At 63.0% G+C, this 26,736-nt stretch carries 24 protein-coding genes; 16 read left to right on the plus strand and 8 right to left on the minus strand.

Features of this window, described 5'->3' with window-relative positions; all coding sequences use genetic code 11:
- The first annotated feature begins 58 nt into the window (after positions 1-58).
- Both ACN0S5_RS09295 and ACN0S5_RS09300 read left to right on the plus strand, forming a co-directional pair.
- Positions 59-721, plus strand: a complete 663-nt coding sequence (locus tag ACN0S5_RS09295) for a GntR family transcriptional regulator (RefSeq protein ID WP_417207905.1) — start codon at positions 59-61, stop codon at positions 719-721.
- 240 nt (positions 722-961) lie between these two features.
- Complete coding sequence (locus ACN0S5_RS09300) at positions 962-2,359, plus strand: aspartate aminotransferase family protein (protein WP_417207906.1); 1,398 nt, start codon at positions 962-964, stop codon at positions 2,357-2,359.
- Between the two features lie 3 nt (positions 2,360-2,362).
- Here the strand turns inward: ACN0S5_RS09300 and ACN0S5_RS09305 are convergent, their stop codons facing one another.
- The 3 genes from ACN0S5_RS09305 to ACN0S5_RS09315 form a co-directional block, all read right to left on the minus strand.
- Complete coding sequence (locus ACN0S5_RS09305; protein WP_417207907.1) at positions 2,363-3,088, minus strand: STAS/SEC14 domain-containing protein; 726 nt, start codon at positions 3,086-3,088, stop codon at positions 2,363-2,365.
- A gap of 112 nt (positions 3,089-3,200) precedes the next feature.
- Positions 3,201-3,578 (minus strand): rhodanese-like domain-containing protein, encoded by a 378-nt coding sequence (locus ACN0S5_RS09310; RefSeq protein ID WP_417207908.1) that lies wholly within the window; start codon positions 3,576-3,578, stop codon positions 3,201-3,203.
- A 12-nt stretch (positions 3,579-3,590) separates the two neighbouring features.
- Positions 3,591-4,487 carry an MBL fold metallo-hydrolase gene (locus ACN0S5_RS09315; RefSeq protein ID WP_417207909.1) on the minus strand — a complete coding sequence of 299 codons (897 nt, stop codon included), beginning with the start codon at positions 4,485-4,487 and terminating at the stop codon, positions 3,591-3,593.
- Positions 4,488-5,030: 543 nt separating this feature from the next.
- Here ACN0S5_RS09315 and mutL point away from each other — a divergent pair.
- The 5 genes from mutL (at position 5,031) to lpdA (ending at position 14,205) form a co-directional block, all read left to right on the plus strand.
- Entirely contained in the window at positions 5,031-6,881 is a 1,851-nt protein-coding gene (gene mutL / locus ACN0S5_RS09320) for a DNA mismatch repair endonuclease MutL (RefSeq protein WP_417207910.1), read from the plus strand.
- On the plus strand, positions 6,878-8,041 hold the full coding sequence (locus tag ACN0S5_RS09325; RefSeq protein ID WP_417207911.1) for a DNA recombination protein RmuC: 1,164 nt from the start codon (positions 6,878-6,880) through the stop codon (positions 8,039-8,041). Before mutL ends, ACN0S5_RS09325 begins: the two co-directional genes overlap by 4 nt.
- A gap of 471 nt (positions 8,042-8,512) precedes the next feature.
- Entirely contained in the window at positions 8,513-11,170 is a 2,658-nt protein-coding gene (aceE, locus tag ACN0S5_RS09330; RefSeq protein WP_417207912.1) for a pyruvate dehydrogenase (acetyl-transferring), homodimeric type, read from the plus strand.
- A gap of 25 nt (positions 11,171-11,195) precedes the next feature.
- Complete coding sequence (aceF, locus tag ACN0S5_RS09335; RefSeq protein WP_417207913.1) at positions 11,196-12,458, plus strand: dihydrolipoyllysine-residue acetyltransferase; 1,263 nt, start codon at positions 11,196-11,198, stop codon at positions 12,456-12,458.
- A 10-nt stretch (positions 12,459-12,468) separates the two neighbouring features.
- Positions 12,469-14,205, plus strand: coding sequence for a dihydrolipoyl dehydrogenase (gene lpdA / locus ACN0S5_RS09340; RefSeq protein WP_417207914.1), 1,737 nt, complete (start codon positions 12,469-12,471; stop codon positions 14,203-14,205).
- A gap of 74 nt (positions 14,206-14,279) precedes the next feature.
- On the opposite strand, the gene ACN0S5_RS09345 is transcribed toward lpdA, so the two are convergent.
- Together ACN0S5_RS09345 and ACN0S5_RS09350 are read right to left on the minus strand one after the other, a co-directional pair.
- The gene (locus tag ACN0S5_RS09345; RefSeq protein ID WP_417207915.1) at positions 14,280-14,930 is read right to left on the minus strand and encodes a ChrR family anti-sigma-E factor; all 651 of its coding nucleotides are present in this window, start codon (positions 14,928-14,930) and stop codon (positions 14,280-14,282) included.
- Positions 14,931-14,937: 7 nt separating this feature from the next.
- Entirely contained in the window at positions 14,938-15,492 is a 555-nt protein-coding gene (locus ACN0S5_RS09350; protein WP_417207916.1) for a sigma-70 family RNA polymerase sigma factor, read from the minus strand.
- A 241-nt stretch (positions 15,493-15,733) separates the two neighbouring features.
- Between ACN0S5_RS09350 and ACN0S5_RS09355 the strand changes: the two genes are divergently transcribed.
- From ACN0S5_RS09355 to ACN0S5_RS09375, 5 genes are all read left to right on the plus strand, one after another.
- Positions 15,734-17,029, plus strand: coding sequence for an NAD(P)/FAD-dependent oxidoreductase (locus ACN0S5_RS09355; protein ID WP_417207917.1), 1,296 nt, complete (start codon positions 15,734-15,736; stop codon positions 17,027-17,029).
- Positions 17,026-17,811 (plus strand): DUF1365 domain-containing protein, encoded by a 786-nt coding sequence (locus tag ACN0S5_RS09360; protein ID WP_417207918.1) that lies wholly within the window; start codon positions 17,026-17,028, stop codon positions 17,809-17,811. Before ACN0S5_RS09355 ends, ACN0S5_RS09360 begins: the two co-directional genes overlap by 4 nt.
- Positions 17,811-18,380: a DUF3833 domain-containing protein gene (locus ACN0S5_RS09365; protein WP_417207930.1), complete on the plus strand. Its 570-nt coding sequence runs from the start codon at positions 17,811-17,813 to the stop codon at positions 18,378-18,380. The genes ACN0S5_RS09360 and ACN0S5_RS09365 overlap by 1 nt, the downstream gene beginning before the upstream one ends.
- Entirely contained in the window at positions 18,377-19,108 is a 732-nt protein-coding gene (locus ACN0S5_RS09370) for an SDR family NAD(P)-dependent oxidoreductase (RefSeq protein WP_417207919.1), read from the plus strand. Before ACN0S5_RS09365 ends, ACN0S5_RS09370 begins: the two co-directional genes overlap by 4 nt.
- A 62-nt stretch (positions 19,109-19,170) precedes the next feature.
- Complete coding sequence (locus ACN0S5_RS09375; RefSeq protein ID WP_417207920.1) at positions 19,171-19,500, plus strand: DUF3775 domain-containing protein; 330 nt, start codon at positions 19,171-19,173, stop codon at positions 19,498-19,500.
- A gap of 3 nt (positions 19,501-19,503) precedes the next feature.
- Here ACN0S5_RS09375 and ACN0S5_RS09380 read toward each other — a convergent pair whose 3' ends face one another.
- On the minus strand, positions 19,504-20,757 hold the full coding sequence (locus tag ACN0S5_RS09380) for a DNA polymerase IV (RefSeq protein ID WP_417207921.1): 1,254 nt from the start codon (positions 20,755-20,757) through the stop codon (positions 19,504-19,506).
- A gap of 34 nt (positions 20,758-20,791) precedes the next feature.
- Here ACN0S5_RS09380 and ACN0S5_RS09385 point away from each other — a divergent pair, with 34 nt between their 5' ends.
- The gene (locus ACN0S5_RS09385) at positions 20,792-21,238 is read left to right on the plus strand and encodes an NUDIX domain-containing protein (protein ID WP_417207922.1); all 447 of its coding nucleotides are present in this window, start codon (positions 20,792-20,794) and stop codon (positions 21,236-21,238) included.
- Between the two features lie 87 nt (positions 21,239-21,325).
- Here ACN0S5_RS09385 and ACN0S5_RS09390 read toward each other — a convergent pair whose 3' ends face one another.
- Positions 21,326-21,571, minus strand: coding sequence for a hypothetical protein (locus ACN0S5_RS09390; protein ID WP_417207923.1), 246 nt, complete (start codon positions 21,569-21,571; stop codon positions 21,326-21,328).
- Between the two features lie 232 nt (positions 21,572-21,803).
- Entirely contained in the window at positions 21,804-22,526 is a 723-nt protein-coding gene (pyrF, locus tag ACN0S5_RS09395; RefSeq protein ID WP_417207924.1) for an orotidine-5'-phosphate decarboxylase, read from the minus strand.
- Positions 22,527-22,730: 204 nt separating this feature from the next.
- Between pyrF and clpB the strand changes: the two genes are divergently transcribed.
- The 3 genes from clpB to ACN0S5_RS09410 all read left to right on the plus strand — a co-directional run bounded on the left by clpB (position 22,731) and on the right by ACN0S5_RS09410 (position 26,656).
- On the plus strand, positions 22,731-25,346 hold the full coding sequence (gene clpB, locus ACN0S5_RS09400; protein ID WP_417207925.1) for an ATP-dependent chaperone ClpB: 2,616 nt from the start codon (positions 22,731-22,733) through the stop codon (positions 25,344-25,346).
- A 417-nt stretch (positions 25,347-25,763) separates the two neighbouring features.
- Entirely contained in the window at positions 25,764-26,120 is a 357-nt protein-coding gene (locus tag ACN0S5_RS09405) for a helix-turn-helix domain-containing protein (RefSeq protein ID WP_028955023.1), read from the plus strand.
- Positions 26,117-26,656, plus strand: a complete 540-nt coding sequence (locus tag ACN0S5_RS09410) for an ImmA/IrrE family metallo-endopeptidase (protein WP_417207926.1) — start codon at positions 26,117-26,119, stop codon at positions 26,654-26,656. Before ACN0S5_RS09405 ends, ACN0S5_RS09410 begins: the two co-directional genes overlap by 4 nt.
- The last annotated feature ends 80 nt before the right edge of the window (positions 26,657-26,736 follow it).

Here is a 26,736-nt window from a genome sequence, read left to right on the forward strand (position 1 = left end):
CACGGCCCGGTGTCCTGCGCAAGGGATGGCTGAGACGGGGCGGGATTGGGGAGCGGCGATGGCGGAAAATGTGGCAGAGGCGAAACCCCAGGCCGGGTTGCCCGCGCATGAGCGGGTCTACCGGTCATTGCGGGACGCGGTGTTGTTCGGGGCGCTGACGCCGGGAGAACCTGTTACGATTCAGGGGCTTGTTGAGCGTTTGAACGCGGGGATGACACCGGTACGTGAGGCGATCCGGCGGCTGACCGCAGAGGGGGCGTTGCAGGCGCTGGGCAACCGCCGCATTCAGGTGCCGGTCCTGACGGCAGCGCTTGTCGAAGAGTTGACCGAGGTGCGGCTGGCACTGGAGCCACGGCTTGCGATGCGGGCGGCGGAACGCGCCGGGGCCGAGGATGTGGCGCGGCTGGCGGGAATCGATGTGCGGCTGGACCGCGCGATTTCGCGCGGGGACATTGAGGGGTATCTGCGTGAAAACCATAGCTTTCACGCCTGCCTGAACGGTATGGCCGAGGCCCCGATCATGACCGCCCTTGCGGATTCGCTATGGCTGCGGTTCGGGCCGTCGCTGCGGGTGGTCTGCGGGCAGGTCGGGACGCGGCACCTGCCGGACTGTCACAAGGATTTGTTGCGGGCCTTGGCTGCGGGGGATGGCACGATGGCGGCACGGGCCATCGAAGAGGATCTGGTGCAGGGGATGGAAGTGGTCCTGAGCAGTCTGTGAGACTGTCGGGGCGTTGATCCGGCTGCCGGTTCTTCGGGGCGACACCTTGGCCAAGGGCCCTGCGATGCGGGCCTTTCGGGTCGGGTGTTGCGTCCAGAATGGATGGGTGTGGCCGGTTGCCGTTCCTGCGGAACGCCACCTTGGCCACCGGCCCTGCAAGACGGGGCTTGCAGGGCCTGATTCGATTGACTTCCCATAATTTGATCATATTCTGCGGCTCACCAATTCCGGAGTGCCCGCATGACCATCCTGACCCCCAATTCGCCCACCGCCGAACTGCAAGCGCTAGATGCCGCGCACCACATGCATCCCTTCACGCATGGTGCCGCATTGTCCAAGAAAGGCGCGCGGATCATCACCCGCGCAGATGGCTGCTGGCTGACCGACAGCGACGGCAACCGCATTCTGGACGGCATGGCGGGCCTTTGGTGTGTGAACGTTGGCTACGGTCGCACCGAACTGGCCGACGCCGCGCATCGCCAGATGCTGGACCTGCCGTTCTACAACACGTTTTTCCAAACCAGCCACGTGCCCGCGCTGAACCTTGCCGCGAAACTGGCGGAACTTGCACCCGGCGATCTGAACCACGTCTTCTATGCGTCCTCCGGGTCCGAGGCGAACGACACCAACCTGCGCCTTGTCCGCACCTATTGGGAAGAAAAAGGCCAGCCAGAGCGGCAGGTCATCATCTCGCGCTGGAACGCTTATCACGGGTCGTCTGTTGGCTCTGGGTCGCTTGGCGGGATGAAGGGCATGCACGCGCAGGGCGGCATGCCGATCCCCGGCATCCACCACATCGATCAACCGAATTGGTGGGCCGAAGGCGGTTACAGCACGCCCGAGGCCTTTGGCCTTGAACGCGCGCAGGCGCTGGAAACCGCGATCCTTGAGATTGGCCCGGAAAAGGTCGCCGCCTTTATCGCGGAACCCGTTCAGGGGGCCGGTGGCGTGATCATCCCGCCCGAAACCTATTGGCCCGAGATTCAGCGAATCGTCGACAAATACGGCATCCTGCTGATTGCGGATGAGGTGATCTGTGGCTTTGGCCGCACCGGCAACTGGTTTGGCAGTCAGACATTCGGCATCACACCCGACATCATGACCGTGGCGAAGGGCCTGTCGTCCGGCTATCAGCCCATCGGCGCGTCGATTGTGTCGGATGAGGTCGCCAGCGTGATCGGCAACACCGAATTCAACCACGGCTACACCTATTCCGGCCACCCGGTCGCCTGCGCTGTGGCGTTGGAAAACCTGCGCATCCTCGAAGAAGAGGGCATCGTTGACCGCGTGCGGACTGAAACTGCGCCTTACCTGAAAGAGCGGTTCGAAAGCCTTGCCGATCATCCGCTGGTGGGGGAGGTCAAGATCGTCGGCATGATGGGCAGCCTTGCGCTGACCCCGGACAAGGCGACGCGCGCCGCCTTTGCCGAAGGTGGGACCGCTGGCTTCATCTGCCGTGAGCGTTGTTTTGCGAACAACCTGATCATGCGCCACGTCGGCGACCGGATGGTGATTTCTCCGCCGCTGGTGATCTCCAAGGATGAGATCGACACGCTGGTGACGCGCGCTCGGCTCAGCCTTGATGAGGCGCTGGAGCGGTTGCAGAAGGACGGCCTGATGCAGGCCGCCCCCGCGTGATCGTCAGGACTTGATCCAGACCTTTGCCTGCTCAAAGGAGTCGGCCTCGAAAAACTTGGTCTTGGCCCCGCTCAGGCGGCCAAGCACCTTTTCCGCCAGCTTTTGCCAGCCAGAGTTGCCGATGATGGCGGCGCGGTCGATCTGGCGATAGTGATCGCGCACCACCTTGAGGTGTTCAAACAGCGCGGCCATGCCCTGCCAGCCGTCGAAATCCCGCGCATCAATCAGCAGGCGAAAGCGGTCGTTGGCGCGGATGAACGCGTTCAGATCCTCGGTTTCCTCGGCATAGATCGAACTGTCGATCTGCCCGCGCAGTTGCAGGTGCAGCACCCCGTCGCCCAGATCGGTCTGGTGGATCGCGCCCAGCGATTCCGACAGCCAGCGGCGCGCGTCATCGGCCTCTTCCAGCGGAAAGACCCGCACGGGGCAGGGCAGGAACACGCCAAGGCCTAGAACGGACCGACGAATCCAAGGCTTTTCGGTGACCACGGCCAGCCGGTCAAATCCCCGCCAGTGGCGCAGGCCCATGCGCGCGTCGTCCAGCAAGGCCCCCAGTGTGAAATCCTCGAAATCCGCGTCGAAAATGACCAGCACGCGGATACGGTCATGGTCTTCAATGGCCTGCTCAAGCGCGGGCATGAGCATCTGTTCATAGTCGATGTCGGTCACGACGCCGGAAAGGCGGACCTCGTAGAGGCCTTCGCGACCGGTGGGTTGCACGTTGATCATGGCAGGCTCCTGTCTGAACTCCGGAATAAGCCTGCGCACAACACGCGAGTCTGCGCATTGACGCAGGTCACATTGGATATGCGCCGCCCGTGGATGGGCGGCGCGCTGCGGATCAACGGCCCACGCGCTGCGGTGCGCCAGTGGCCATGTTGGTGCCGACATAGGGCTTTTGCGCGGCTTTCCACGCGCCGAACCCGCCCTCCATATGGGCAATCTGCTTGACGCCCGCATCGATGGCCATGCGCGACACCTTTTCCGAGCGCATGCCGGACCCGCAGTGAAAGACGATCCGCTTGTCGGTCTGGCCGGGCAGGGCGTCCGCCTTGAAGAAGGCGAGCGGCATCAGGAACGCGCCCTCGATGTGTTCGAACATGTATTCCTGCGGCGTGCGCACGTCGATCACAACGATGGATGTGTCGGCGATGCCTTTGGCGACCTCGTCTACGGTCCATGTCTCAAACGTGGCGTCGCCCACGGTTTCGGTTTTCATGTGTGTTGTTCCTCAGAATTTGTTTGCGGGGATCTTGTAGTAGTGGTGCCCATCCTGTTCGGCGGGGGGCAGCCGCCCGCCGCGCAGGTTGAATTGCAGCGCGTACAGCATCCGGTCGGGCAGTTTCAGCGTCGCGTCGCGGTCGTCGCGCAGCTTGCGATAATCGGCCTCTGTCGTGCCGCCGCCGACATGTGTGTTGTTGGCGCGGTGGTCTGCGACGGTGGCTTCCCATGCGGGGTCCTTGCGGTTGCCGACGGGGGGATAGTCATGGCCGACAAACAGGCGCGTGTCGTCCGGCAGCGCAAGGATTGCCATAAGCGATTCGTAGAGGTCGGCGGATGACCCGCCGGGGAAATCCGCGCGGGCGGTGCCGGAATCGACGTGCATAAATGTGTCATGCACAAAGGCCGCGTCTCCGATGACATAGGTGATCGACCCCAGCGTATGGCCGGGTGTCAGCATCACGCGGACAATGAGGTTGCCCAGTTGAAAGGTGTCGCCATCGGCGAACAGCCGGTCGAAATCGCGGTCGACGTCAAAGGCGTCGGGCAGGTTGTAAATCTCACGCCACAGTTTGGCGATATCGCGCACGTGTTCGCCGATCGCGTTGGGCGCGCCGGTCTCTTGCCTGAGCCATGCGGAGGCCATGAAGTGATCGGCGTGGGGGTGGGTGTCGAGCACCCAGGACACCTCCAGCCCGGTGTCACGGACGTAGTCCAACACCTCGCGCGCGCTGTCGGTGCGGATACGGGCGTGCGGCGGGTCAAAGTCCAGAACGGTATCGATCAGCGCCGCTTTTTGGGTTTCGGGATCAGCGACGACATACATGATGGACCCGCTGGCGGGATCGTAGAAGCCGGTGACATTCGGAGAGTTCGGGCCGGACGAGGGGCTGTATCGGTTGAACATCCTGATGTCTCCTTGGGTCGTGCGGGGGATCGTGCGGGCGCTGTCATTCAGATAATGGAATATTAACGCCACACAAGCAGGCTCGGTTCCGAAATTTCCGGTACCGGCTTGCCATGCCCGGCCGCCTTCGGGGCGCAAGAACCGCAGAGCACAACAGCAAACAGCCGCCCGGAGGGGCGGCTGGTGGGGGGATCATTTCTGCGAGGAGAGGGGGAGGCTGTGGGCCTTGCCCCGGCGTGTCGCCGGGGCAGGAGCGTATCAAACAGTCTTTTTGACTGCCGAGACAGGACGGAACCAAGTTTTGGCAAACGCATCACCGTATATGGCCGAGATTGTCTCGAAAGTGATCAGTGGCACCAGCATGTTCGCTTCCTTGTATTTGTCGCATCTAATTATTAACGCAACAATCTTTCGCTTCATAGAGGCCTCACGTTCAATTATTACGATACTTTCGTCGTAGTTCGTGAACGTCGCGCCACCCCGGTCGCTTCGGGCGCGTCTGGGCCTTTTCAGAATCGGGGAAAGCCTGCTAAGTCTTGTGGCGTGAACACAGTAGACCGCAATATCCGCCCGATCATCCAACAGCTTGACGAGGCCGCCATCAACCGCATCGCCGCTGGCGAGGTGGTGGAACGGCCTGCGTCGGCGGTAAAGGAACTGGTCGAGAACGCCATCGACGCCGGCGCGCGTCGGGTCAAGATCGATATCGCCGACGGCGGCAAGACGTTGATCCGCGTGGCGGACGATGGCTGTGGCATGTCGCCCGAGGATCTGCCGCTGGCGTTGGCGCGTCATGCCACGTCAAAGATTGACGGCAGCGATCTGCTCAATATCCATTCCTTCGGTTTCCGGGGGGAGGCGCTGCCCTCGCTGGGGGCCGTGGGACGATTGACGGTGCAAAGCCGCGCGGGGGGCGCGGCAGCGGCAGAGATCACTGTGTCAGGCGGGGCAACCGGGGGCGTCAAACCCTGCGCGCTGAACGCCGGTACGGTCGTCACGCTGCGCGATCTGTTCTACGCCACGCCCGCGCGGTTGAAATTCCTGCGGTCGGATCGGGCCGAGACGATGGCCATTTCGGACACGATCAAGCGGCTGGCCATGGCGGAACCCTCTGTCGGGTTCACCCTGCGCGACGTGACCGGCGGGCAAGAGCGCGTGACCTTTCGGGTTGAGCCTGAAACCGGCGATCTGTTCGATGCGCTGCGCGGACGGCTGTCGCGGATCATGGGCGCCGAGTTTGTCGAGAACGCGATTGCTGTGGACGCGGAACGCGAAGAGGTGCGGCTGACCGGCTACGCCGCCTTGCCAACCTATTCGCGCGGTTCTGCCGTGGCACAGTTCCTGTTTGTGAACGGACGTCCTGTGCGGGACAAAATGCTGATCGGCGCGCTGCGCGGGGCCTATCAGGATTTCCTGTCGCGCGACCGGCATCCGGCGGTGGCGCTGTTTGTCGACGTCGATCCGCACCGGGTGGACGTCAACGTACACCCGGCAAAATCCGAGGTCCGCTTTCGCGAACCGGGCGTGGTGCGCGGCCTGATCGTGTCGGGCCTGCGGCATGCGTTGGCAGAGGCCGGGCACCGCGCCTCGACCACCGTGGCCGGGGCGACCTTGGGGGCGTTCCGGGCCGAACAACCCGCCGCGCCGCGCGTCTATCAGATGGACCGGCCCTCGCCGGGGGCGCGGCAGTCGTCTTATGCGTCGCAGGCTCCGGGGTTTGGCGATTTCTCCAGCAGTTACTCGGGCCGGGTTGTCGAACCGGACCCGGTTGCCGCGCCGGGCGAGGCCCCGGATCACGTCCGGGGCGCGGTTTCTCTGCCGCTTGGGGCGGCGCGCGGGCAAGTGCATGAGAACTATATCTTCGCCCAGACAGAGGATGGCATCGTCATCGTCGACCAGCACGCCGCGCATGAGCGGCTGGTCTATGAAAAGCTGAAACACCAGATGGCGGAAAACGGCGTCCCCGCGCAGGGCTTGCTGATCCCCGAGGTGGTGGACCTGTCGCCAGACGATGCGGCACGCCTGCTGGCGCGGGCCGAGGATCTGGACCGGATGGGCCTGCGGATCGAACCCTTTGGCGCGGGAGCCATTGCGGTGCGCGAAACCCCGGCCATTCTGGGAGAGGTCAACGCCGTGGCGCTGATCCGCGACATCCTTGATGAACTGTCTGACCTTGGCGACAGCGGGCTGTTGCAGGAACGGATCGAGGCGATCCTGTCACGCATGGCCTGCCACGGGTCGATCCGGTCGGGCCGGGTGATGCGCGCCGAAGAGATGAACGCGCTCCTGCGCGAGATGGAGGCGACGCCGCATTCCGGCCAGTGCAACCACGGGCGACCCACCTATGTGGAACTCAAGCTGTCGGATATCGAAAGGCTGTTCGGGCGCACATGATCCAGATCGGCGACGCCTCCTACAGGTTGGATGATCCGGTTGTGCTGGCGGTTCTGGGCTTTTCTGCGCTGGTTCTGCTGCTGCTCTGGCAGGCCGCGCGCGGTGCGCGTCGGGCCGCGCGACTGTCCGAGCCGGTCCTGCAACATGTCAGTCACCTGTCCGCCCGCGTACAAAACCTGTCAGACGGGCAAGAGCGGCTGGCGGGCGGGTTGCATCACGTGTCAGAGGCGCAGGTGGGCAGTCAGACCGCGATGCTGGAGATGATGGAACGGCGTCTGGCCGAGGTGCAGGAACGGATGGGCGAGTCCTTGCACGGCTCTGCCCGGCGCACCGCGCACAGTCTGGGCGAGTTGCGCGAACGGCTTCAGTCCATCGACAAGGCGCAGGCCAATATCACCAAGCTGTCGGGCGACGTGTTGTCCTTGCAGGATATTCTGTCGAACAAACAGACACGCGGCGCGTTTGGTGAGATCCAGCTGCGCGAGATCGTGGCCAAGGCGCTGCCCCCAGATGGTTATACCTTGCAGGCGACGCTGACGAACGGCAGGCGGGCGGACTGTCTGATCCATCTGCCCAACCCGCCGGGACCAATCGTGGTGGACGCCAAGTTTCCGCTGGAAGGCTATGAGGCGCTGGCGCGGGCCGAGGGCAAGGACCTGCGGGCGCGCGCGGCGCAGGCGTTCCGCCTGTCGGTGCGCAAGCACATCCGCGATATCGCCTCGCGTTATATTCTTGAGGGCGAAACCGCCGACGGGGCGCTGATGTTCCTGCCCTCGGAGGCGGTCTATGCAGAGCTGCACGGCAATTTCCCAGACGTGGTCCGTGAGGGGTTCGATGCGCGGGTCTGGATCGTGTCTCCCACAACTTGCATGGCGACGCTGAACACGATGCGCGCCGTGCTCAAGGATGCGCGGATGAAAGAGCAGGCCGGCGCGATCCGCAAAGAGTTGGCGGCGCTGTATGGTGATGTCGAGCGGCTGTCCTCTCGGGTGGGCAACCTCGACCGGCATTTTGGTCAGGCGGCGCGCGACATCGAGGATATCAAGATCAGCGCCGACAAGGCGGGCAAGCGGGCGCGCCGGTTGGACCAGTTCGATTTCGAGGAACTGGAAGAGCCCGCCGTTGTGCCGGGTCTGCGCCTGACCGATCCTGCGGAGTAGGATTTTCGCATTGTCAGCGAGCCGTTGCGGCCGCTGACAATGGGGGGCGCGGACTGGCGAGATGTTAGCGCTATAATTATTCCGGTCACCGGCCAAGGAACCGGTTGAACCGATGCCCGATTAACGCGTTATACTGAAATGAGAATCGCCGGAAAGCACGGCACAAGGAATGCGGACACAAGACGCCGCAACTGTCACCGTGCACCGACACTGCCCCGTTCCGGGGCGGGAGGAAGTGTTAGAATGCGAATGCCTGATTGTTTAAGGCTAAACATGTGCCATGCGCCTCGCGCATGGAGGCTATGCATTGGCGCGCCTGCCGCTAACGCCAGCGGGCTGTTAAGCACCATGTCAACTTTGGGAGGAGTCGAGAGAGATGGTGAAATGCCGTTCTCGCAGCCTTCTCCGGAAAAGTAGTTCAAGGCTAAACCAAGTTGCGTCACGCTGAGCGCAAGAAAGGGAAGAGGGCATATGAAAGACACTCCACAGGACGTCGATCCCGTCGAAAGCCAGGAATGGCAGGACGCGATCGAGGATGTGATCGAGCGCGACGGTGCCGACCGCGCGCATTATCTGCTCGACAAGGCGGTACAGCGGGCACGGGCGGCGGGGGCAAAACTGCCCTTCTCGGCGACCACCCCTTATCAGAACACGATTTCGCCGGACGACGAGGTCGATATTCCCGGCGACACAGAGATGGAATGGCGCATCCGCACCATCAACCGCTGGAACGCCATGGCGACCGTGGTCAAGCGCAACAAGGAATCGAGCGAATACGGCGGCCACATCGCGTCGTTTGCCTCTTCTGCTGCGCTGTATGACATTGGTCTGAACCACTTCTGGCGCGCCAAATCCGCGATCCACGGCGGCGATCTGGTGTTCTTTCAGGGTCACGTGATCCCCGGTATCTATGCCCGTTCCTTCATGGAGGGCCGGATCAGCGTCGAAGAGCTGAAGAACTTCCGCTCAGAGGTCGCGGGCGGCGGGCTGTCCTCCTATCCGCACCCTTGGCTGATGCCCGACTACTGGCAGTTCCCGACCGTCAGCATGGGTCTTGGCCCGCTGATGGCGATCTACCAGGCGCGGTTCATGAAATACCTCGAAAACCGGGGCCTGATCGAAAAGCAGGACCGCAAGGTCTGGGCCTTCCTTGGCGACGGCGAGATGGACGAACCGGAATCGCTGGGCGCGATCCATCTGGCGGCGCGTGAGGGGCTGGATAACCTGATCTTTGTCGTCAACTGCAACCTGCAACGTCTTGACGGGCCGGTGCGCGGCAACTCCAAGATCGTGCAAGAGCTTGAGGGCAACTTCCGCGGCTCTGGCTGGGATGTGATCAAGCTGCTTTGGGGCAAGGGCTGGGACGACCTGCTGGAGCAGGACACCAGCGGCAAGTTGCGGCAGTTGATGGATGAAACCATCGACGGTGACTATCAGACGTTCAAGTCCAAGGACGGCGCCTATATCCGCAAGCATTTCTTTGGCAAATACCCGGAAACCGCCGCGCTGGTGGCCGACTGGACCGATGATCAGATCTGGGCGCTGCGCCGTGGCGGTCACGACCCGAAAAAGGTCTACAACGCGTTCAAACGCGCGACCGAGGCCGAAGGCCAGCCGACCCTGCTGCTGGTCAAGACGGTCAAAGGCTATGGCATGGGCACCGCTGGCGAAGGCCAGAACACCACCCACCAGCAAAAGAAGATGCAGCTGGATCAGCTCAAGGCGATGCGCGACCGGTTCAAGATCCCGGTGACGGACGAAGAGCTGGACAAGGACATCCCCTTTGTGTCCCTGAACAACGCGCAAAAGGCCTATCTGGCGGAACGGCGCAAAGAGTTGGGCGGATCGTTCCCCAAACGAGAAACGGAATCGCCCAAGCTGGAAATTCCGGGGCTCGAGGCCTTCAAGGGCCAGCTGGAATCGACCGGCGACCGCGAGATTTCCACCACGATGGCCTTTGTCCGCATCCTGACCACGCTGTTGCGGGACAAGAAGGTCGGCAAGCAGGTGGTGCCGATCGTGCCGGACGAAAGCCGCACCTTCGGCATGGAAGGCCTGTTCCGTTCGGTGGGCATCTATAACCCGAAGGGGCAGCTTTACACGCCCGAAGACCGTGAACAGATGTCCTATTACAAGGAATCGGAAAGCGGTCAGGTGCTTCAGGAAGGCATCAACGAAGCCGGGGCAATGGCCGACTGGATCGCGGCGGCGACCGCCTATTCCAACCACGGCGTGCCGATGATCCCGTTCTACATCTATTACTCGATGTTCGGGTTCCAGCGGATCGGCGATCTGGCATGGGCGGCGGGCGATTCACGTGCGCGTGGATTTATGCTGGGCGGGACCGCCGGGCGGACCACGCTGAACGGCGAGGGCCTGCAACACGAGGACGGCCACAGCCATATCCTTGCCGGGACCATCCCCAACTGCATCAGCTACGACCCGACCTTCAGCTATGAGGTTGCGGTGATCGTGCAGAACGGGTTGCAGCGGATGTTCGTGGATCAGGAAGACGTCTATTTCTACCTGACGCTGATGAACGAGAATTATCAGCACCCGGATATGCCGATGGGCTCTGAAGAGGGCATCATCAAGGGGCTGTACCGCTTCAAGAAGACGGCAAAGCCGGCGAAAAAGCACGTCAACCTGATGGGCTCTGGCACGATCCTCGTGCAGGCGATCAAGGCGGCGCAGATGCTGGAGGACGACTTTGGCGTCACCTCTGACATCTGGTCGGCGACCTCGTTCAACGAACTGGCCCGCGACTATCAGGACTGTGAGCGTCACAACCGCCTGAACCCCTTCGCAGAAGAGCGCGTGCCCTATGCGACCCAAACGCTGACCAGTGCGCAGGGGCCTATCATCGTCGCCACCGACTATATGAAGAACTACGCCGAACAGATCCGGGGGGCGGTTTCCAACCGGTTCACGGTTCTGGGCACCGACGGCTTTGGCCGCTCGGACAGCCGGGTGAACCTGCGGCGGTTCTTTGAGGTGGACGCCAACCACATCGCGGCAGCGGCCATGGTCGATCTGTACCGCGAGGGGGCTGTGTCCGAAAAGGATCTCGAGGCGGCTCTGAAGAAATACGACATTGACGGCGGCAAGCCGAACCCGCGTCTGGTTTGACGCGCGGCACGAGGAGAATTGACGAATGACCGTAGAAGTTAAAGTGCCGGATATCGGCGATTTCGACGCAGTGCCGGTGGTGACCATTCTGGTGGCTGTGGGCGATACGATTGCGCTGGAAGACCCGATTGTCGAACTGGAATCCGACAAGGCCACGATGGAGGTGCCGTCTTCGGCGGCGGGTGTCGTGAAAGAGATCAAGGTTGCCGAAGGCGACAAGGTCTCTGAGGGATCGGTGATCCTGATCGTCGAGGCGTCAGACGCCCCGGCGGCCAAGGAAGAGCTCAAGGCAGAGGCCCCCGCAGCCGCCGCCCCGGCTGCGGCCCCTGCTGCTGCCGCGCCTGCACCTGCTCCGGTGACGGATGCCGGGTTCTCGAAGGTCCACGCCTCGCCGTCCGTGCGCGCCTATGCGCGCCGGGTCGAGGTCGATCTGAACAAGGTCAACGGGTCGGGCCGCAAGGGCCGTATCCTGCGCGAGGACGTTGAAAAGGCGCTGAAGGCGCTGACCGTTCCGGCGGCAGCCGCCGGTGGTGGTGCTGTGTCCGGCGGCATGGGTATTCCGCCGATCCCGGCGGTCGACTTCTCCAAGTTCGGACCCATCGAAGAGATCGAGATGCCCCGCATCAAAAAGATCTCTGGCCCGGCGCTGCATCGGTCGTGGCTGAACATCCCGCATGTCACCCACAACGATGAGGCCGACATCACCGATCTGGACAAGTACCGCAAGGAGATGGACACCCACGCCAAGGAAAACGGCTATCGCGTCACGCTGCTGTCCTTTGTGATCAAGGCGTCGGTTTCTGCGTTGAAAACCCATTGGGAATTCAACTCGTCGATCCATCCTGACGGCGACAAGCTGATCAAGAAGGATTTCTACAACATCGGCTTTGCGGCGGATACGCCCAACGGCCTGATGGTTCCGGTGATCAAGGATGCGGATCGCAAGGGTCTGGTCGACATCTCGAAAGAGCTGATGGACCTGTCCAAGGCGGCGCGTGAGGGCAACCTCAAATCCAAGGACATGCAGGGTGCCACCTTTACCATCTCGTCGCTGGGCGGGATCGGCGGCACCTCGTTCACGCCCATCGTGAACGCGCCAGAGGTGGCCATTCTGGGCCTGACCCGGTCCAAGATGGCCCCGGTCTGGAACGGTGAGGAATTCGTTCCGCGCCTGATGCAGCCGCTGTCGCTGTCTTATGATCACCGTGCCGTCGACGGTGCCTTGGCCGCACGGTTCACCGTGACGCTCAAGACGCTGCTTAGCGACATGCGCAAGTTGATGTGGTGAGGGCAGAATAATGGACGTCAAAGTACCCGATATCGGTGATTTCGCCGATGTGCCCGTCGTTGCCGTACTGGTCAGCGTGGGCGACACCGTCAGCGAAGAAGACCCGCTGATCGAACTGGAAAGCGACAAGGCCACGATGGAAGTGCCCTCTCCCGCAGCGGGCAAGGTGGTGGAAATCAAGGTCAAGGAAGGCGACCGCGTCGGCGAAGGGTCGGTGATCCTTGTGCTGGAAGGCGCGGACGCCAAGGATGAGGCCCCCAAGGCAGAAGCGCCTGCCGCCGAGGCCCCCAAGCAGGTTGCCGCCACCGGAACCGCCTCTGGCCCCGGCGATGTACACGCCGAGGTGGTGGTTCTGGGCTCCGGCCCCGGCGGCTACACGGCGGCGTTCCGCGCCGCCGATCTGGGCAAGAAGACGGTCCTGATCGAGAAATTCGACCGGCTGGGCGGTGTTTGCCTGAACGTCGGCTGTATCCCGTCCAAGGCGCTGCTGCACGTGGCCAAGGTCATCACCGAGGCCGAAGAGATGGGCGCGCATGGCATCAGCTTTGCCAAGCCTGAGATCAATCTGGATGAGTTGCGTGCCTTCAAGGACAGCGTTGTCGGCAAGCTGACCGGCGGTCTGGACGGGTTGTCCAAGGGCCGCAAGGTGCAGGTGGTGCGCGGTTACGGCAAATTCTCCGGCCCGAACATGATCGAGGTTCAGGGCGACGATGGCGTGACCACCGTGTCCTTTGACCAATGCATCATCGCCGCCGGGTCGGAACCGGTGGCGCTGCCCTTCATCCCGCATGACGACCCGCGGGTGATCGACAGCACCGGCGCTCTGGAACTGGCGGACATCCCCGGACGGATGCTGGTTCTGGGCGGTGGCATCATCGGTCTGGAAATGGCCTGTGTCTACGACGCGCTGGGATCGAAGATCACGGTTGTCGAACTGATGGACCAGATCATTCCGGGCGCGGACAAGGACATCGTCAAGCCGCTGATGACCCGCATCAAGGGCCGGTATGAGAACATCTTCCTCAAGACCAAGGTGACAGCGGTCGAGGCGTTGGACGAGGGGCTGAAAGTGACCTTTGAAGACGACAAGGGCGAGCAGTTCAGCGATACCTTCGACAAGGTGCTGGTCGCCGTGGGCCGCAAGCCCAACGGCAAGCTGATCGATGCCGACAAGGCTGGCGTGGCTGTGGATGATCGCGGGTTCATCGCGGTCGATAAACAGCAGCGCACGGGCGTGCCGCATATCTTCGCCATCGGCGACGTGGTGGGCCAGCCGATGCTGGCGCACAAGGCGGTGCATGAGGGCAAGGTGGCGGCAGAGGTCTGCGCCGGACACAAACGGTTCTTTGACGCCAACCTGATCCCGTCTGTGGCCTACACCGATCCCGAAGTGGCCTGGTGCGGCGTGACGGAAAACGACGCCAAAGCGAAAGGCATCAAATACGAAAAAGGTGTCTTCCCCTGGGCCGCCTCGGGCAAGTCGCTGTCGAACGGGCGCAGCGAAGGCATCACCAAGCTGCTGTTCGATCCCGAGGATGACCGCATCATCGGTGCCTGTATCGTGGGCACCAACGCGGGCGATCTGATTTCGGAGGCCGCTCTGGCGATCGAGATGGGGGCAGACGCGGTCGACCTTGGCCATACGATCCACCCGCACCCGACGCTGTCGGAGACGGTGAACTTTGCCGCCGAGATGTTCGAGGGCACGATCACCGACCTGATGCCGCCGAAAAAGCGCAAGCACTGAGGCAGTCGGACCTTAAAAGAAGGGCGGGGAAATTTCCCCGCCCTTTCGTGTTTGGCGTGTTGCCCGTAGCGGCGTCAGATCCGCAGGAACGGTTGCGCCAGCCGCGCCAACCCCTTGAGCCGCAAAGGCGCATCCGTCACGGCAAGGCAGATGCAATCCTCGGAAATATCGGCGACAGGGGTGTGGTGCAGATCCTCATCGGCGATCTCTATGTCGCCACGCGCAAAATAGCCCTCGTCGTCCTGAAATGCACCTTTCAGGACCAGTGTCAGTTCCAGCCCGCGGTGGCCGTGATCGGGCATGGCGGTGCCTGCGGGAATGTACAGCAGGCGGGCGGTGGCCTCACGCGACGTGTTCAGAATCGCCTGTTTGACCCCCATGCCGACGGGACGCCATTTCACATCCTCCAGCGAGCCGCCGATGTAATCCCGCAGCGGCGCGGGTGCGACCGGGTCCTGCACGACAGCAATCGGGCGCGGCGTGGGGGCATATCCATCGCTGCGGATCAACGCCAGCGCACCGTCCAGGAAAGCATCGGAGACAGGCGCATCCCCGACCGTTTCCAACAGGGCCCCGCCGACGGCATCCTGCGCATCGATCGCGGCGCGGCACTCGTCACAGAGCGAGACATGTGTGGCAATAATCAGATTGACCGCCTCGGGGAGCGTGCCCGCAGAATACCCAAAGATAAGGTCGTCGGTCAGGTGATGGGTGATGGTGGTCATCGCGGTATTACTTTCTGTCCATTGCGTGGCGCAGGCGCTGCAACGCCAGCCGAATTCGGGATTTGATCGTGCCCAGAGGGAGCCCTGTCAGGTCGGCGATTTCGCTGTGAGTCAGGTCGCCGAAATAAGCCTTTTCGATCAATTCCCGCTGTTTCGCGGGGAGCGCGGCCATCGCCTCGCTCAGGTGTTCGGTGTCTTGCTGGAGGCCCAGTTGGTCTTCCTGATCGGGCTCCGCCTCTGGTCCCCACGGCAGATCCTCAGGGTCCGGTCGCTTTTGTCGGCGCAGGGCGTCGATCCGGCGATTGCGCGCGATGGTAAAGATCCACGTCGCCACGGACGCGCGTGACGGATCGAACTGCGCCGCCTTTTGCCAGACTGTCGCCATGACCTCTTGGGCGCATTCCTCTGCCAGTGCCGGATCGCCGCCCGAGCGCATCAGGAACGCCTTCAGCCGAGGGGCGAAATGGCGGAACAATTCGACAAATGCGGCCTCATCGCGGTCATCGCGAATGCGGATCAGGACGGAAGTCCAGTCTGTCGAGTCGCCTGTTGTCTGTCCCACCGCCGCGCGTTCCGCCTTTTTAGGGTGCCATGTCCTGACATGCCGCCTTGGGGGCGGGGTCGCAACGGACGAAGCGTCGCGGGGTTCGAGAGTGTCTGTGGCGCCAAACATACCCTGTTTACGGCAACCTCCGGGGACCGGATCACTCAGGCATGCAGAATTTTTCAGGTTTTTTTACATCCGCTTGCGGGGCCGGTTCGTAGACTGATGGACTGCAAACGATATTGGGACGCAAAACATCATGCCATTCGAAGCCAGCCCGGCCACCCCTCGCACTATCGCCGTGATCGGTGGCGGCATCTCTGGCATGGGGGCGGCGCACATGTTGGGCGATCAGCACCGTGTGACCCTGTTCGAAGCAGAGCCGCGCCTTGGCGGCCATGCCCGCACCCGGATCGCGGGACGAAACGGGGATCAGCCGGTGGACACCGGCTTTATCGTTTTCAACTACGCCAACTATCCGCTGCTGACCGATCTGTTTGCCCGGCTCATCGTGCCGGTTGCGAAATCCGACATGAGCTTTTCCGCCAGCCTGCGGGGCGGCGCAATGGAATACGGTTTGCGCGATCTGAGGGCGGTGTTCGCGCAGAAACGCAACGCGCTGAATCCGCGGTTTCTGGGCATGATCCGGGATATCATGAAGTTCAACGCGCGGGCGCTGGATCAGGCGCGCGATCCGTCTGTCTCGCTGGGGGATTTTCTTGAACGCATGGGGACGGGCGACTGGTTCCGCGACCACTATCTGTTGCCGCTCTCGGGGGCGATCTGGTCAACCCCGACGGAGAAAATCCTCGATTTTCCGGCCTATGCGCTGATCCGGTTTTTTGAAAACCATGCTTTGCTCAGCCATACCGGCCAGCACCAATGGTACACCGTGCAGGGCGGGTCAGAACAGTATGTCTCCCGCTTGCGGGCCGCGTTGACCGCGCAAGGGGTGCAGATGCGGCTGGGTTCTCCGATCGCCGGGGTGCGCCGGGTGGCGGCCGGGGTCGAGGTGCGGACCGAGGGCGGAGAATGGCAGGCATTTGACGAGGTGGTCTTTGCCACCCATTCCGATGATACCCTGCGCCTGTTGGTCGATGCCCGCCCGGACGAGCGTGCAGCGCTGGGCCAGATCGCCTACCAGCCGAACCGCGTTGTGCTGCATGCCGATGCGGCGGTGATGCCCAAGCGGCGCGCCTGCTGGTCGTCATGGAACTATACCGAAACCGCGCGCAAAGAGATGAACGCCATCGACCTGACCTATTGGATGAACTGCCTGCAACCGATCCCGCAGGACGATCCGATGTTTGTCACGCTGAATTCGACCCGGCCGATCCGCGAAGAGTTGATCTATGACGAGATCACGCTGCGTCACCCGGTCTTTGATCTGGGCGCGCTGGAGGCCCAGCGCGCGATAGCGGCGATGAACGGCACCTCGGGGACGTGGTTCTGCGGCGCATGGATGAAGAACGGTTTTCACGAGGACGGGCTGGCGAGTGCGGCGGATGTGGCGGGCGCAATCCTCGCGCGTGGCCCGGTGCTGGAGGCGGCATGAGCAACGTCGACCTGATCCGGGGCCACACCTATCACGGCCGCAAGGGGGCGGTGGCCAACGGCTTTCGCTACTCTGTGGACTACGTGATGCTGGACGCCGAGGCAGAGGTGCGCGGACCGCTGCTGTTTTCGCGCAACCGGCGCAACCTGACGTCGCTGAAGGATCGCGACCACGGCGGTGCGCCGGGGCAGGGGAGGGGCGCGGAATGGGCGCGTGAGGTGCTGGCCGCGCAGGACATCGCGTTCAACGGACCGCTGATGCTGTTGGCGCAGCCACGTCTGCTGGGCCATGTCTTTAATCCGGTGTCTTTTTGGCTGGCGTATGACGGCGGCGACCTGCGGGCCGTGATCGCCGAGGTGTCGAATACCTTCGGTGACCGGCATTCCTATCTGTGTGCGCACGCTGACGGATCGGCGATCACCGCGCAGGACCATATCACGGCGCAAAAGGTGTTTCACGTCTCGCCGTTCCAGCCCGTCGCGGGCGGTTATGTGTTTCGCTTCGACATTCGCGCAGATCGTGTCGGCATCTGGATCGACTATGCGCATGAGAACGGCGGGCTGATCGCCACGCTGTGTGGACCGCGCCGGCCATTGACCGATACGCAGATCCTGCGGTCTGCCCTGCGACGGCCCTTTGGCGCGCGCCGGGTACTGGCGCTGATCCACTGGCAGGCGCTCAAGCTGTGGTGGAAAGGCGCCGCCTATCGCACGCGCCCGGCCCCTCCGGCCCATGAGGTCAGCGGGCAGGCACCGGGCGCCCGGATCAAGGAGGCATCATGATGACCGCAGTTGCGTATGTCGCATCGGGGGCGGCGCTGGTTCTGATCCTGGGCTACCTGCGCCTGCGCTACTTCGATTTCGCGGCGCAGCACCCTGCCGACTATGCCGAAGGCACGGGTGAGGCCTTTGACCTGCGCACGCATCTGAACGGTCCGATGATCTGCGAAGGTGTGATCTATGGCCCGACCGGGCGCGTCACCTCGCGGTTCGTGGCCGATATGGAGGCCCGGTGGGAGGGCAATCAGGGCGTGATGCACGAACATTTCCGCTACGACTCCGGCAGTGAACAGCACCGCAAGTGGACATTGACCCTTGGCAATGACGGGCGTATCCGCGCCACCGCGCCGGATCTGGTGGGCGAAGGCCACGGCCAGCAGAGCGGACCGACCGTGCAGTTGCGCTATCGCCTCCGGCTGGATGACGATGCGGGCGGGCATGTGCTGGACACGGTCGACTGGATGTATCTGGCCCCCAACGGGACCATCGTGAACCGCTCGCAGTTTCGCAAGTTCGGCGTCAAGGTCGCCGAACTGGTCGCCACAATGCGCCGCAAGGATGCCGCCGCGTGAGACAGTGGAAGGGCAAACGCTATTGGCTGGTCGGCGCAAGTGAGGGGCTGGGGCAGGCGCTGGCGCATCGGCTGAGCCGTGCGGGCGTCGAGTTGATCCTGAGCGCGCGGTCCGAGGACAAGCTGCGCGCTTTGGCAGAGGATCTTCCCGGTCCCGCGCATGTGGCACCGGTGGATGTCACGGATGCCGCCGCACTGGAAAAGGTGGCTGAGGCGCATGGTGCGCTTGACGGTATGATTCAGGTGGCCGGTGTCTACTGGCCCTTTGGCGCGCAGGACTGGGATGCCGAGAAGGCCAACACCATGGCGGATGTGAATTTCACCGGGGCGATGCGGCTGGCCGGGGTTGTGGTGCCGCGTTTCGTGGCGCGGGACCGGGGGCATATCGTGTTGACCGGATCGCTGTCAGGCTATCGCGGTCTGCCGGGGGCGGCGGCCTATGTAGCGTCCAAAGCCGGGGTCATGGCGCTGGCGGAATCGCTCTATGCCGACCTGCGCAAGACCGGCGTCGACGTGCAACTGCTGGTGCCGGGCTATATCAGGACGCGTTTGACGGCAAAGAACGACTTTACCATGCCCTTCATCATGGACCCCGAACAGGCCGCCGAGATCTGTTTCCGCCACATGTCCGGCAGCCGTTTTCAACGCGCCTTTCCGCGTGCTTTTTCGTTGTTGTTCCGGGGCAGTCAACTGCTGCCGGACTGGCTTTATTTCCGCCTGTTTGCGTAAGATCAAGGATGGGCGCCGGTTTAGGCGCAATGGTCATCCAGCGCACAGTGAGGAGACGCGAGATGCAGAACATCAGCCCCAGCAAAGTGGCGGCAGTCATCGTGATGGCCCGCGAATTGGGCCGCGCCGAAGGGGAGCTGCGCGGTCTCATCGACCGGATGGACGAAGAGGAGCAGGCCGCCCTTGTCGCGGTCATGTGGGTGGGGCGCGGCGCGTTTGAACCCGAGGACTGGGACGAAGCCTATCGGACCGCCGCATCCGAGGCGACAACGCCCACGGCGGATTACCTGATTGGCACGCCGCATCTGGCGGATAACCTTGAAGCGGGGCTTGAGGCCTATGGCTATGACGCCACGGGCGAAGAGGATGAGGTGCTGGGCAGCCACGACTAGGCCCTAGCGCAGCGCGCGCCCCTTGAGGATCGCGTTTTCGCCGAACTTTGCCCGGATTGCATCGGTGGCCCGTTCCGCCTTGGCGCGGGCCTCTGCCTGCGGGTCCAGCAGATCGCCGGACATGTCGGCCTGCGCCTCTGGCACGAGGTCGGAAATACCCGCGCCGATCAGGCGATAGGACTGTCCGGCGGGCATCTGGTCAAACAGCGCGCGTGCCACCCGGTAGATACGGTCCGCGATCTGCGTTGCGTCGGGCAAGGCGTGCCTGCGGCTGACGATGCGGAAATCCGACCGGCGCAGTTTCAGCGTGACCACCCGGCCTGCCAACCCCTTGGCCTTGGCGCGGTCGGCGGCTTTTTCGGCCATGCGCCAGAGGTGCCCGTCAAGGATGTCCGGGTCGGCGGTATCCTCATTGAACGTGGTCTCGTTCGAGATCGACTTCATCGGTGCGTTGCGCGTTACCCGGCGATGATCCTGCCCGCGCGCGAGATGCCAGAGCCGTTCACCCATGGACCCGAACCGCGCCATCAGATCGCGTTTTTCCCAGCGCAGCAGGTCCTCGAACGTGCGGATGCCGCCGCGTTCCAGCGCCTCTTGCGTGACCTGTCCGACCCCCCAGATCAGGCGGATCGGTTTTGGGCGCAAAAAGTCCTGCGTTTCTGCCTGACCAATCACCGCAAAGCCGCGGGGCTTATCAAGGTCAGAGGCGATCTTGGCCAGAAACTTGTTGTGCGACAAACCGATAGAGCCGGTGACACCCAGTTCCGCTTTCATCCGTTTCACCAGCTTCGCCAGCATCACCGCAGGCGGCGCGCCGTGCAGGCGGGCGGTGCCGGTGAGGTCCAGAAACGCCTCATCCAGCGACAGCGGCTCAATCGCCGGGGTCAGGTCCTCCATCATCGAGCGGATCTGGCGGCTGACCTCGACGTAGACGGACATGCGCGGTTTGACGACCACCGCATCGGGGCACAGGTCCAGCGCCTTGAACATCGGCATGGCCGAGCGCACGCCGCGAATGCGCGCCACGTAGCAGGCGGTCGACACCACGCCGCGCCGCCCGCCGCCGATGATCACCGGTTTGTCGGCCAGCGCGGGGTTGTCGCGTTTTTCCACGCTTGCGTAAAAGGCGTCGCAGTCCATATGAGCAATGGACAGGTCCCACAATTCGTCATGGCGCAGGACACGAGGCCGCCCGCAGGCCGGGCAGCGCGGGCCTGCATCGAACTGGGTCAGACAATCGCGGCATAGGGCGGGCATGGTCCCAATATACGCCGGTGCAGAAGGGGACGCCATGAGCGATCCAACACCAAGCGACCCAAGACAGGATTTTGCCGGTGCCAAGCTGATGCTGTTCGCCGGGGCGCAGGTGATCGTGCTGAGGCGCGACCGCAAACCGTCGATTCCCTGGCCGGGCTACCTTGATTTTCCGGGCGGAGAGCGGGACGGGGATGAGACGCCAGAGGCCTGCGCGGTGCGCGAAACCCTTGAGGAACTGGGGCTGACCGTCGCTGAGGATCAATTGCGCCACGCGCATCTGCGTGATGACGCGGGCAAGATCAGCTGGTTCTTTGCCGCGCATCTGCCCGCGTCGGTGGTGGATGACGTGGTCTTTGGTGACGAGGGAGAGGGATGGGACGTGATGCCGCCCGAGACCTTTGTCGATGCGCAGGATGCGATCCCGCATTTCCGGGACATCCTGCGTGACTATCTGGCAAAAGGGCCGGGACCCGCAGGGTAAGGGGCGGGTCCCGGCAGTCTACCGTGGCACCCGAGGGACAGGGGTGCGGCGGTGCGGCTCATACAGGCGTGTAACTGAGCCGGAACTTCAGGCGGCGCTGGGCATCGCGATCTCTGCCTCGCGCAGTTGCAGCCGCTCGGGCGTGCCCAGCGACAGGCGGGCGCGCATCCAGAGCCCGCGCGCGGCCTCTTCGAATTCGGTTGTGATGGGGGCGACATACTGGCTTGCGACCCGCAAAAGGCCCTGCGGGGTGACAACGGTAACAAGCGCCTCGAAACACTGTTCGGTGGCGTTGTAACGCACCTGATCGATGCGGGGGGTCCATGTGCTCATGATGGTCTCCTAACCTCATGCCCTTTTATGGTTTGGGCTTATGCCGTAGACGTAGGAACACCTTGCCAGTGTTTCATCGGGGGCACAGGTCAGGAATTCCCCGCTTTCGGCGCTTTTTGGGCGAAAATCCGCTTAGTCGTGTCAGAATCGGCGGCGCAATGCCAAGCGGGCGCAGGCCCGGAACGATCCCGGCGTTCAGGCGTTTTACCAGTCGGCAGATTGCGTGGCGACTTCAACGCGCGCCGTTGGCACGCTGCGCCTGAGGAGAGACCATCTCGGACAGGATCGCCTGCGCGGCGGCGCGGGGGTCGGGCGCGCGGTGGATCGGGCGACCGACAACGATGTGGTCGACGCCGTCCCTGACCGCCTGTGCCGGGGTCGCAATACGCTTTTGATCGCCGACATCCGCGCCAAAGGGGCGAACGCCCGGCGTCACAATCAGGCGGCCCTCGGCCTGCGGCAGCGCCCGGACCAGTGCCGCCTCGTTCGGCGAACAGATCACCCCGTCGGCCCCGGCCTCCAGCGCGCGGCCCGCGCGTTCGGTCACCAGATCGGCGATGGTGCCGTCCTTGATCAGCGCACCGTCCAGATCGGCGCGGTCAAGCGAGGTCAGGATGGTGACGGCAAGGATCTTGGTCTGCGATCCCGCGGCGCCCTCCTTGGCGGCACGCACCACGTAGGGGTCGCCGTGCACGGTCAGAAAGTCGAGGTCGAACTGCGCCACCCCGCGCACAGCCGCCTCAATCGTTGCACCGATATCGAAAAGCTTCAGGTCGATAAAGATGCGCTTGCCGTGCTCCTGCTTCAACTCATTGGCCAGCGCCAGACCGCCGCCCGTCAGCATCCCCAGCCCGATCTTGTAGAAGGAAACGGCGTCGCCCAGCCGCTCGACAAGGTCGAGACCGGCAATCACGTTCGGCACGTCGAGGGCTACGATCAAACGGTCATCAGACATGCATATTTCCTCCGGGGGCTGGTTGGGATCTCATGAAACCCTACGGTGCCAAGGTCAAGTCGCCGCCCGTTGCTATTTTGCAACGCTGCTCTCTTGAACCGGATGCATCGCGGGGCCATCTTGAGGGCGAGGCCTCGACCGGTCCGCGTGCTGCACGGCAGGCGCGGCGCATTCAAAGGGGCGCTTGTTGGAAGGAGATACACTATGAACTTGGAGAAGTTCACCGAGCGCGCGCGCGGGTTCATTCAGGCTGCGCAGACGATCGCAATGCGGGAAAGCCATCAGAAACTTGCCCCTGAGCATCTGCTCAAGGCCCTGATGGATGACGAAGAGGGCATGGCCACAAACCTGATCAAGGCGGCAGGCGGCGCGCCCGACCGGGTTGTGCAGGTTCTGGACACCAAGCTGGCCAAGATCCCCAAAGTGTCTGGTGATGCCGGGCAGGTTTACCTCGATTCCGCGACTGGCAAGGTGCTGGACGAGGCCGAAAAGCTGGCGAGCAAGGCAGGCGATAGCTATGTCCCGGTCGAGCGGATGCTGACCGCCCTGGCGCTTGTCCGTAGTCCGGCGAAAGAGGCGCTTGAGGCGGGCAATGTCACGCCGCAAAAGCTGAACGAGGCGATCAACGACGTGCGCAAGGGGCGCACCGCGGACACCGCCACAGCCGAAGACACCTACGAGTCGCTGAAGAAATTCACGTTGGACCTGACCGAGCGGGCCCGCGAGGGCAAGATCGACCCGATCATTGGCCGGGACGAGGAAATCCGCCGCACCATGCAGGTGCTCAGCCGCCGGACCAAGAACAACCCGGTGCTGATCGGGGAACCGGGCGTGGGGAAAACCGCGATTGCCGAGGGGCTCGCCCTGCGGATCGTCAACGGTGACGTACCCGAGAGCCTCAAGAACAAGCGCCTGCTGTCGCTGGACATGGGCGCGTTGATTGCGGGTGCCAAGTATCGTGGGGAATTCGAAGAGCGGCTGAAGTCGATCCTGTCAGAGGTGACCTCTGCCGCCGGTGAAATCATCCTGTTCATAGATGAGATGCACACGCTGGTTGGCGCGGGCAAGGCGGACGGGGCGATGGATGCCTCGAACCTGCTGAAACCGGCGCTGGCGCGGGGTGAGCTGCACTGTGTGGGCGCGACCACGCTGGACGAGTACCGCAAGCATGTCGAAAAAGACGCGGCTTTGGCGCGGCGTTTCCAGCCGGTGATGGTTGAGGAGCCGACAGTCGAGGATACAATCTCGATCCTGCGCGGCATCAAGGAAAAGTACGAGTTGCACCACGGTGTGCGGATTTCCGACGCGGCCCTTGTGACCTCGGCGACGCTATCGCACCGCTATATCACCGACCGGTTCCTGCCGGACAAGGCGATCGACCTGATGGACGAGGCCGCCAGCCGTCTGCGGATGGAGGTGGATTCGAAGCCTGAGGAACTGGACGCTTTGGACCGCGACATTCTGCAAAAGCAGATCGAGGTCGAGGCGTTGCGGATGGAGGACGATCAGGCCTCCAAGGACCGGCTGGCCAAACTGGAAAAGGACCTGTCTGAATTGCAACAGCAGTCGTCTGAGATGACGGCCCGCTGGCAGGCGGAACGGGACAAGCTGGCCTCGGCCCGCGACATCAAGGAAGAGCTGGACCACCTGCGCGCCGAACTGGAAACGGCCAAGCGCGACGGCAACTTTGCCAAGGCCGGTGAGTTGCAGTACGGGCGCATTCCGGAGCTGGAGCGCAAGCTGGTCGAGGCCGAAGGCGCCGAGAGTGACGTCATGGTCGAAGAGGCGGTGCTGCCCGAGCATATCGCCAGCGTTGTCGAGCGCTGGACCGGCATCCCGACCTCGAAGATGCTGGAAGGCGACCGGGAAAAGCTGCTGCGGATGGAGGATGCCCTGCACAAGCGGGTGATCGGCCAAAGCCAGGCGGTGACGGCGCTGTCCAGTGCGGTGCGCCGGGCGCGTGCGGGTCTGAACGATGAGAACCGCCCCCTGGGGTCGTTCCTGTTCCTTGGACCCACCGGCGTGGGTAAAACCGAGCTGACCAAGGCGGTGGCGGAGTTCCTGTTCGATGATGACAACGCGATGGTGCGCATCGACATGTCCGAGTTCATGGAGAAACACGCGGTCGCGCGTCTGATCGGCGCGCCTCCGGGGTACGTGGGCTATGACGAGGGCGGCGTGCTGACCGAGGCGGTGCGGCGCAGGCCCTATCAAGTCGTGTTGTTCGACGAGGTCGAGAAGGCGCACCCGGACGTGTTCAACGTGCTGCTTCAGGTGTTGGACGATGGTGTGCTGACCGATGGGCAGGGGCGGACTGTGGACTTCAAGCAGACGCTGATCATTTTGACGTCGAACCTTGGGTCTCAGGCGCTCAGCCAAATGCCCGAGGGGGCCGACCCGGCACCGGCGCGGCGGGACGTGATGGACGCGGTGCGGGCGCATTTCCGGCCGGAGTTCCTGAACCGTCTGGATGAGACGATCATCTTTGACCGGCTCAAGCGGGAGGATATGGCGGGCATCGTCGATATTCAGCTGTCTCGGCTGTTGAAAAGGCTGGCGGCGCGGAAGATCCGGCTGGAGCTGGACGATGCGGCGCGGGCTTGGCTGGCGGATGAGGGGTATGACCCCGTGTTCGGCGCGCGGCCTTTGAAAAGGGTGATCCAGCGGTCGCTGCAAAATCCCTTGGCTGAGATGCTTTTGGCTGGGGACGTGGAGGATGGCGACGTGGTCGTGGTGTCGGCTGGCTCTGACGGGCTGCTGATCGGCGACCGGGTCGGGGCCACGAACAGGCCCAAGCCGGACGATGCCGTGGTCCACTGATTTTGGGGACTCGAAAGCTTGGGACGAAAGGCGGGGGAAACCCCGCCTTTTTTCGTGTCCACATGTGGACAGCTTTGGGGGTGTTAGAAATCAATGGGTTACAGAGACGTTTTTACGATTTGTTAGGGGTTCGGGCCGGTCCGCGCAGCGGCGAAGGCTCCGGTGGAGCCTTCGAGGCCCGAACGGGCGGAGCCCCGGGGGAGGCGATTTTGAGTTGATGCATTGGGTTGGTTGGGTGGAGGTCAGCCATCGGTGGCTGCGCTGGAAAGGTCTAACATGATCCCGCAAAGGTTGTTCTAGAGTGAAATTTATTCACCTCAGGAGCGTTAACCTCGAGGGGTCGAAAAATTAACCATCAAGGTTGACATCTTGGGTGACTCACCACATGTTGTGAGTCGAAACATCGGGAGACCCACAATGACCACAGAAATCGGGAAGGAGCTGCGGAAACTGCGAATTGATGAGGATGAACGACTGCTGGATATGGCCGCAAGGCTAGAGAAGTCCTCCGCGTTCATCTCTGCCGTAGAGCGGGGCACCAAGACCCCGCCCGAAGGCTTCGTTGAGCTTGTGATTCGAGCCTACAGGCTGGCTGAAGATGCCGCAGCCTCTCTCCGCCGGGCTGCCGACAGATCACGCAAAAACTTCACTCTGGAGGCCGACAGCCTCTTGGCGAGGGACACCGCAGGGCTGATGGCCCGCCGGATGAATTCGCTGTCCGAGGATGAGCTCAACAACATCTTCCAAATCCTCAGCAAGAAGGACGCGAAATGACTGAGACAAATGACTTCATTGTGCCGCCGCGCCGTTGGGCGGAGATCGGCGGCATCGCGGACAACCTCCGCCACAAGCTAGGGCTGGCGGAGGAGCCCAGAGTTCCCGTCATTGAGATCATCGAGAGGGTGCTGGACCAACGCCTTGGCCTCGTGCGTTTCGAAGTCGGAAGCAAGCAGGAAATGGGCCGGGCCGAGGGCTACACCTGTCCCAACGGGGATTTTATAATGCTTCGGGAGGATGTTTATGTCGGCGTGTGTGCGGGTGAGGGCCGTCCCCGGTTTACCGCCGCCCATGAGTTGGGCCACTGGGCGATGCACACCAACATACCGCTCGCCCGGGCGCGGAGGGGGGATGGCACCCCGTCCTTCCGTCTGGCCGAGCCGCAGGCGAACCAATTTGCCGCAGAGTTCCTGATGCCAGAGTGTTTCATTGACGCTCTGGACGATGAGGATGACCTTATCCAGCGCTTCGGCGTCTCGTGGGAGGCGGCGCGCAATCGGCTGCGCTACCTCCACAAGAACGGGAGGCTCTAACGAAAGAAGGCTCAGGTTGGCGCCCGAGCCTCCTCGCAGATTTCTTCATCGTGCATCAGGGGCTTGACGATGCAGAGCCT

This window comes from Antarctobacter sp., from assembly GCF_048262615.1.
GTDB lineage: Bacteria > Pseudomonadota > Alphaproteobacteria > Rhodobacterales > Rhodobacteraceae > Antarctobacter.

Bases quoted from the DNA above. Each gene is read 5' to 3' on its own strand.
- ACN0S5_RS09295 (WP_417207905.1), top strand. From the start codon at position 59: ATGGCGGAAAATGTGGCAGAGGCGAAACCCCAGGCCGGGTTGCCCGCG.
- ACN0S5_RS09300 (WP_417207906.1), top strand. From the start codon at position 962: ATGACCATCCTGACCCCCAATTCGCCCACCGCCGAACTGCAAGCGCTA.
- ACN0S5_RS09305 (WP_417207907.1), bottom strand. From the start codon at position 3,088: ATGATCAACGTGCAACCCACCGGTCGCGAAGGCCTCTACGAGGTCCGC.
- ACN0S5_RS09310 (WP_417207908.1), bottom strand. From the start codon at position 3,578: ATGAAAACCGAAACCGTGGGCGACGCCACGTTTGAGACATGGACCGTA.
- ACN0S5_RS09315 (WP_417207909.1), bottom strand. From the start codon at position 4,487: ATGTTCAACCGATACAGCCCCTCGTCCGGCCCGAACTCTCCGAATGTC.
- ACN0S5_RS09325 (WP_417207911.1), top strand. From the start codon at position 6,878: ATGATCCAGATCGGCGACGCCTCCTACAGGTTGGATGATCCGGTTGTG.
- aceE (WP_417207912.1), top strand. From the start codon at position 8,513: ATGAAAGACACTCCACAGGACGTCGATCCCGTCGAAAGCCAGGAATGG.
- aceF (WP_417207913.1), top strand. From the start codon at position 11,196: ATGACCGTAGAAGTTAAAGTGCCGGATATCGGCGATTTCGACGCAGTG.
- lpdA (WP_417207914.1), top strand. From the start codon at position 12,469: ATGGACGTCAAAGTACCCGATATCGGTGATTTCGCCGATGTGCCCGTC.
- ACN0S5_RS09345 (WP_417207915.1), bottom strand. From the start codon at position 14,930: ATGACCACCATCACCCATCACCTGACCGACGACCTTATCTTTGGGTAT.
- ACN0S5_RS09355 (WP_417207917.1), top strand. From the start codon at position 15,734: ATGCCATTCGAAGCCAGCCCGGCCACCCCTCGCACTATCGCCGTGATC.
- ACN0S5_RS09360 (WP_417207918.1), top strand. From the start codon at position 17,026: ATGAGCAACGTCGACCTGATCCGGGGCCACACCTATCACGGCCGCAAG.
- ACN0S5_RS09365 (WP_417207930.1), top strand. From the start codon at position 17,811: ATGACCGCAGTTGCGTATGTCGCATCGGGGGCGGCGCTGGTTCTGATC.
- ACN0S5_RS09375 (WP_417207920.1), top strand. From the start codon at position 19,171: ATGCAGAACATCAGCCCCAGCAAAGTGGCGGCAGTCATCGTGATGGCC.
- ACN0S5_RS09380 (WP_417207921.1), bottom strand. From the start codon at position 20,757: ATGCCCGCCCTATGCCGCGATTGTCTGACCCAGTTCGATGCAGGCCCG.
- ACN0S5_RS09385 (WP_417207922.1), top strand. From the start codon at position 20,792: ATGAGCGATCCAACACCAAGCGACCCAAGACAGGATTTTGCCGGTGCC.
- ACN0S5_RS09390 (WP_417207923.1), bottom strand. From the start codon at position 21,571: ATGAGCACATGGACCCCCCGCATCGATCAGGTGCGTTACAACGCCACC.
- pyrF (WP_417207924.1), bottom strand. From the start codon at position 22,526: ATGTCTGATGACCGTTTGATCGTAGCCCTCGACGTGCCGAACGTGATT.
- clpB (WP_417207925.1), top strand. From the start codon at position 22,731: ATGAACTTGGAGAAGTTCACCGAGCGCGCGCGCGGGTTCATTCAGGCT.
- ACN0S5_RS09405 (WP_028955023.1), top strand. From the start codon at position 25,764: ATGACCACAGAAATCGGGAAGGAGCTGCGGAAACTGCGAATTGATGAG.
- ACN0S5_RS09410 (WP_417207926.1), top strand. From the start codon at position 26,117: ATGACTGAGACAAATGACTTCATTGTGCCGCCGCGCCGTTGGGCGGAG.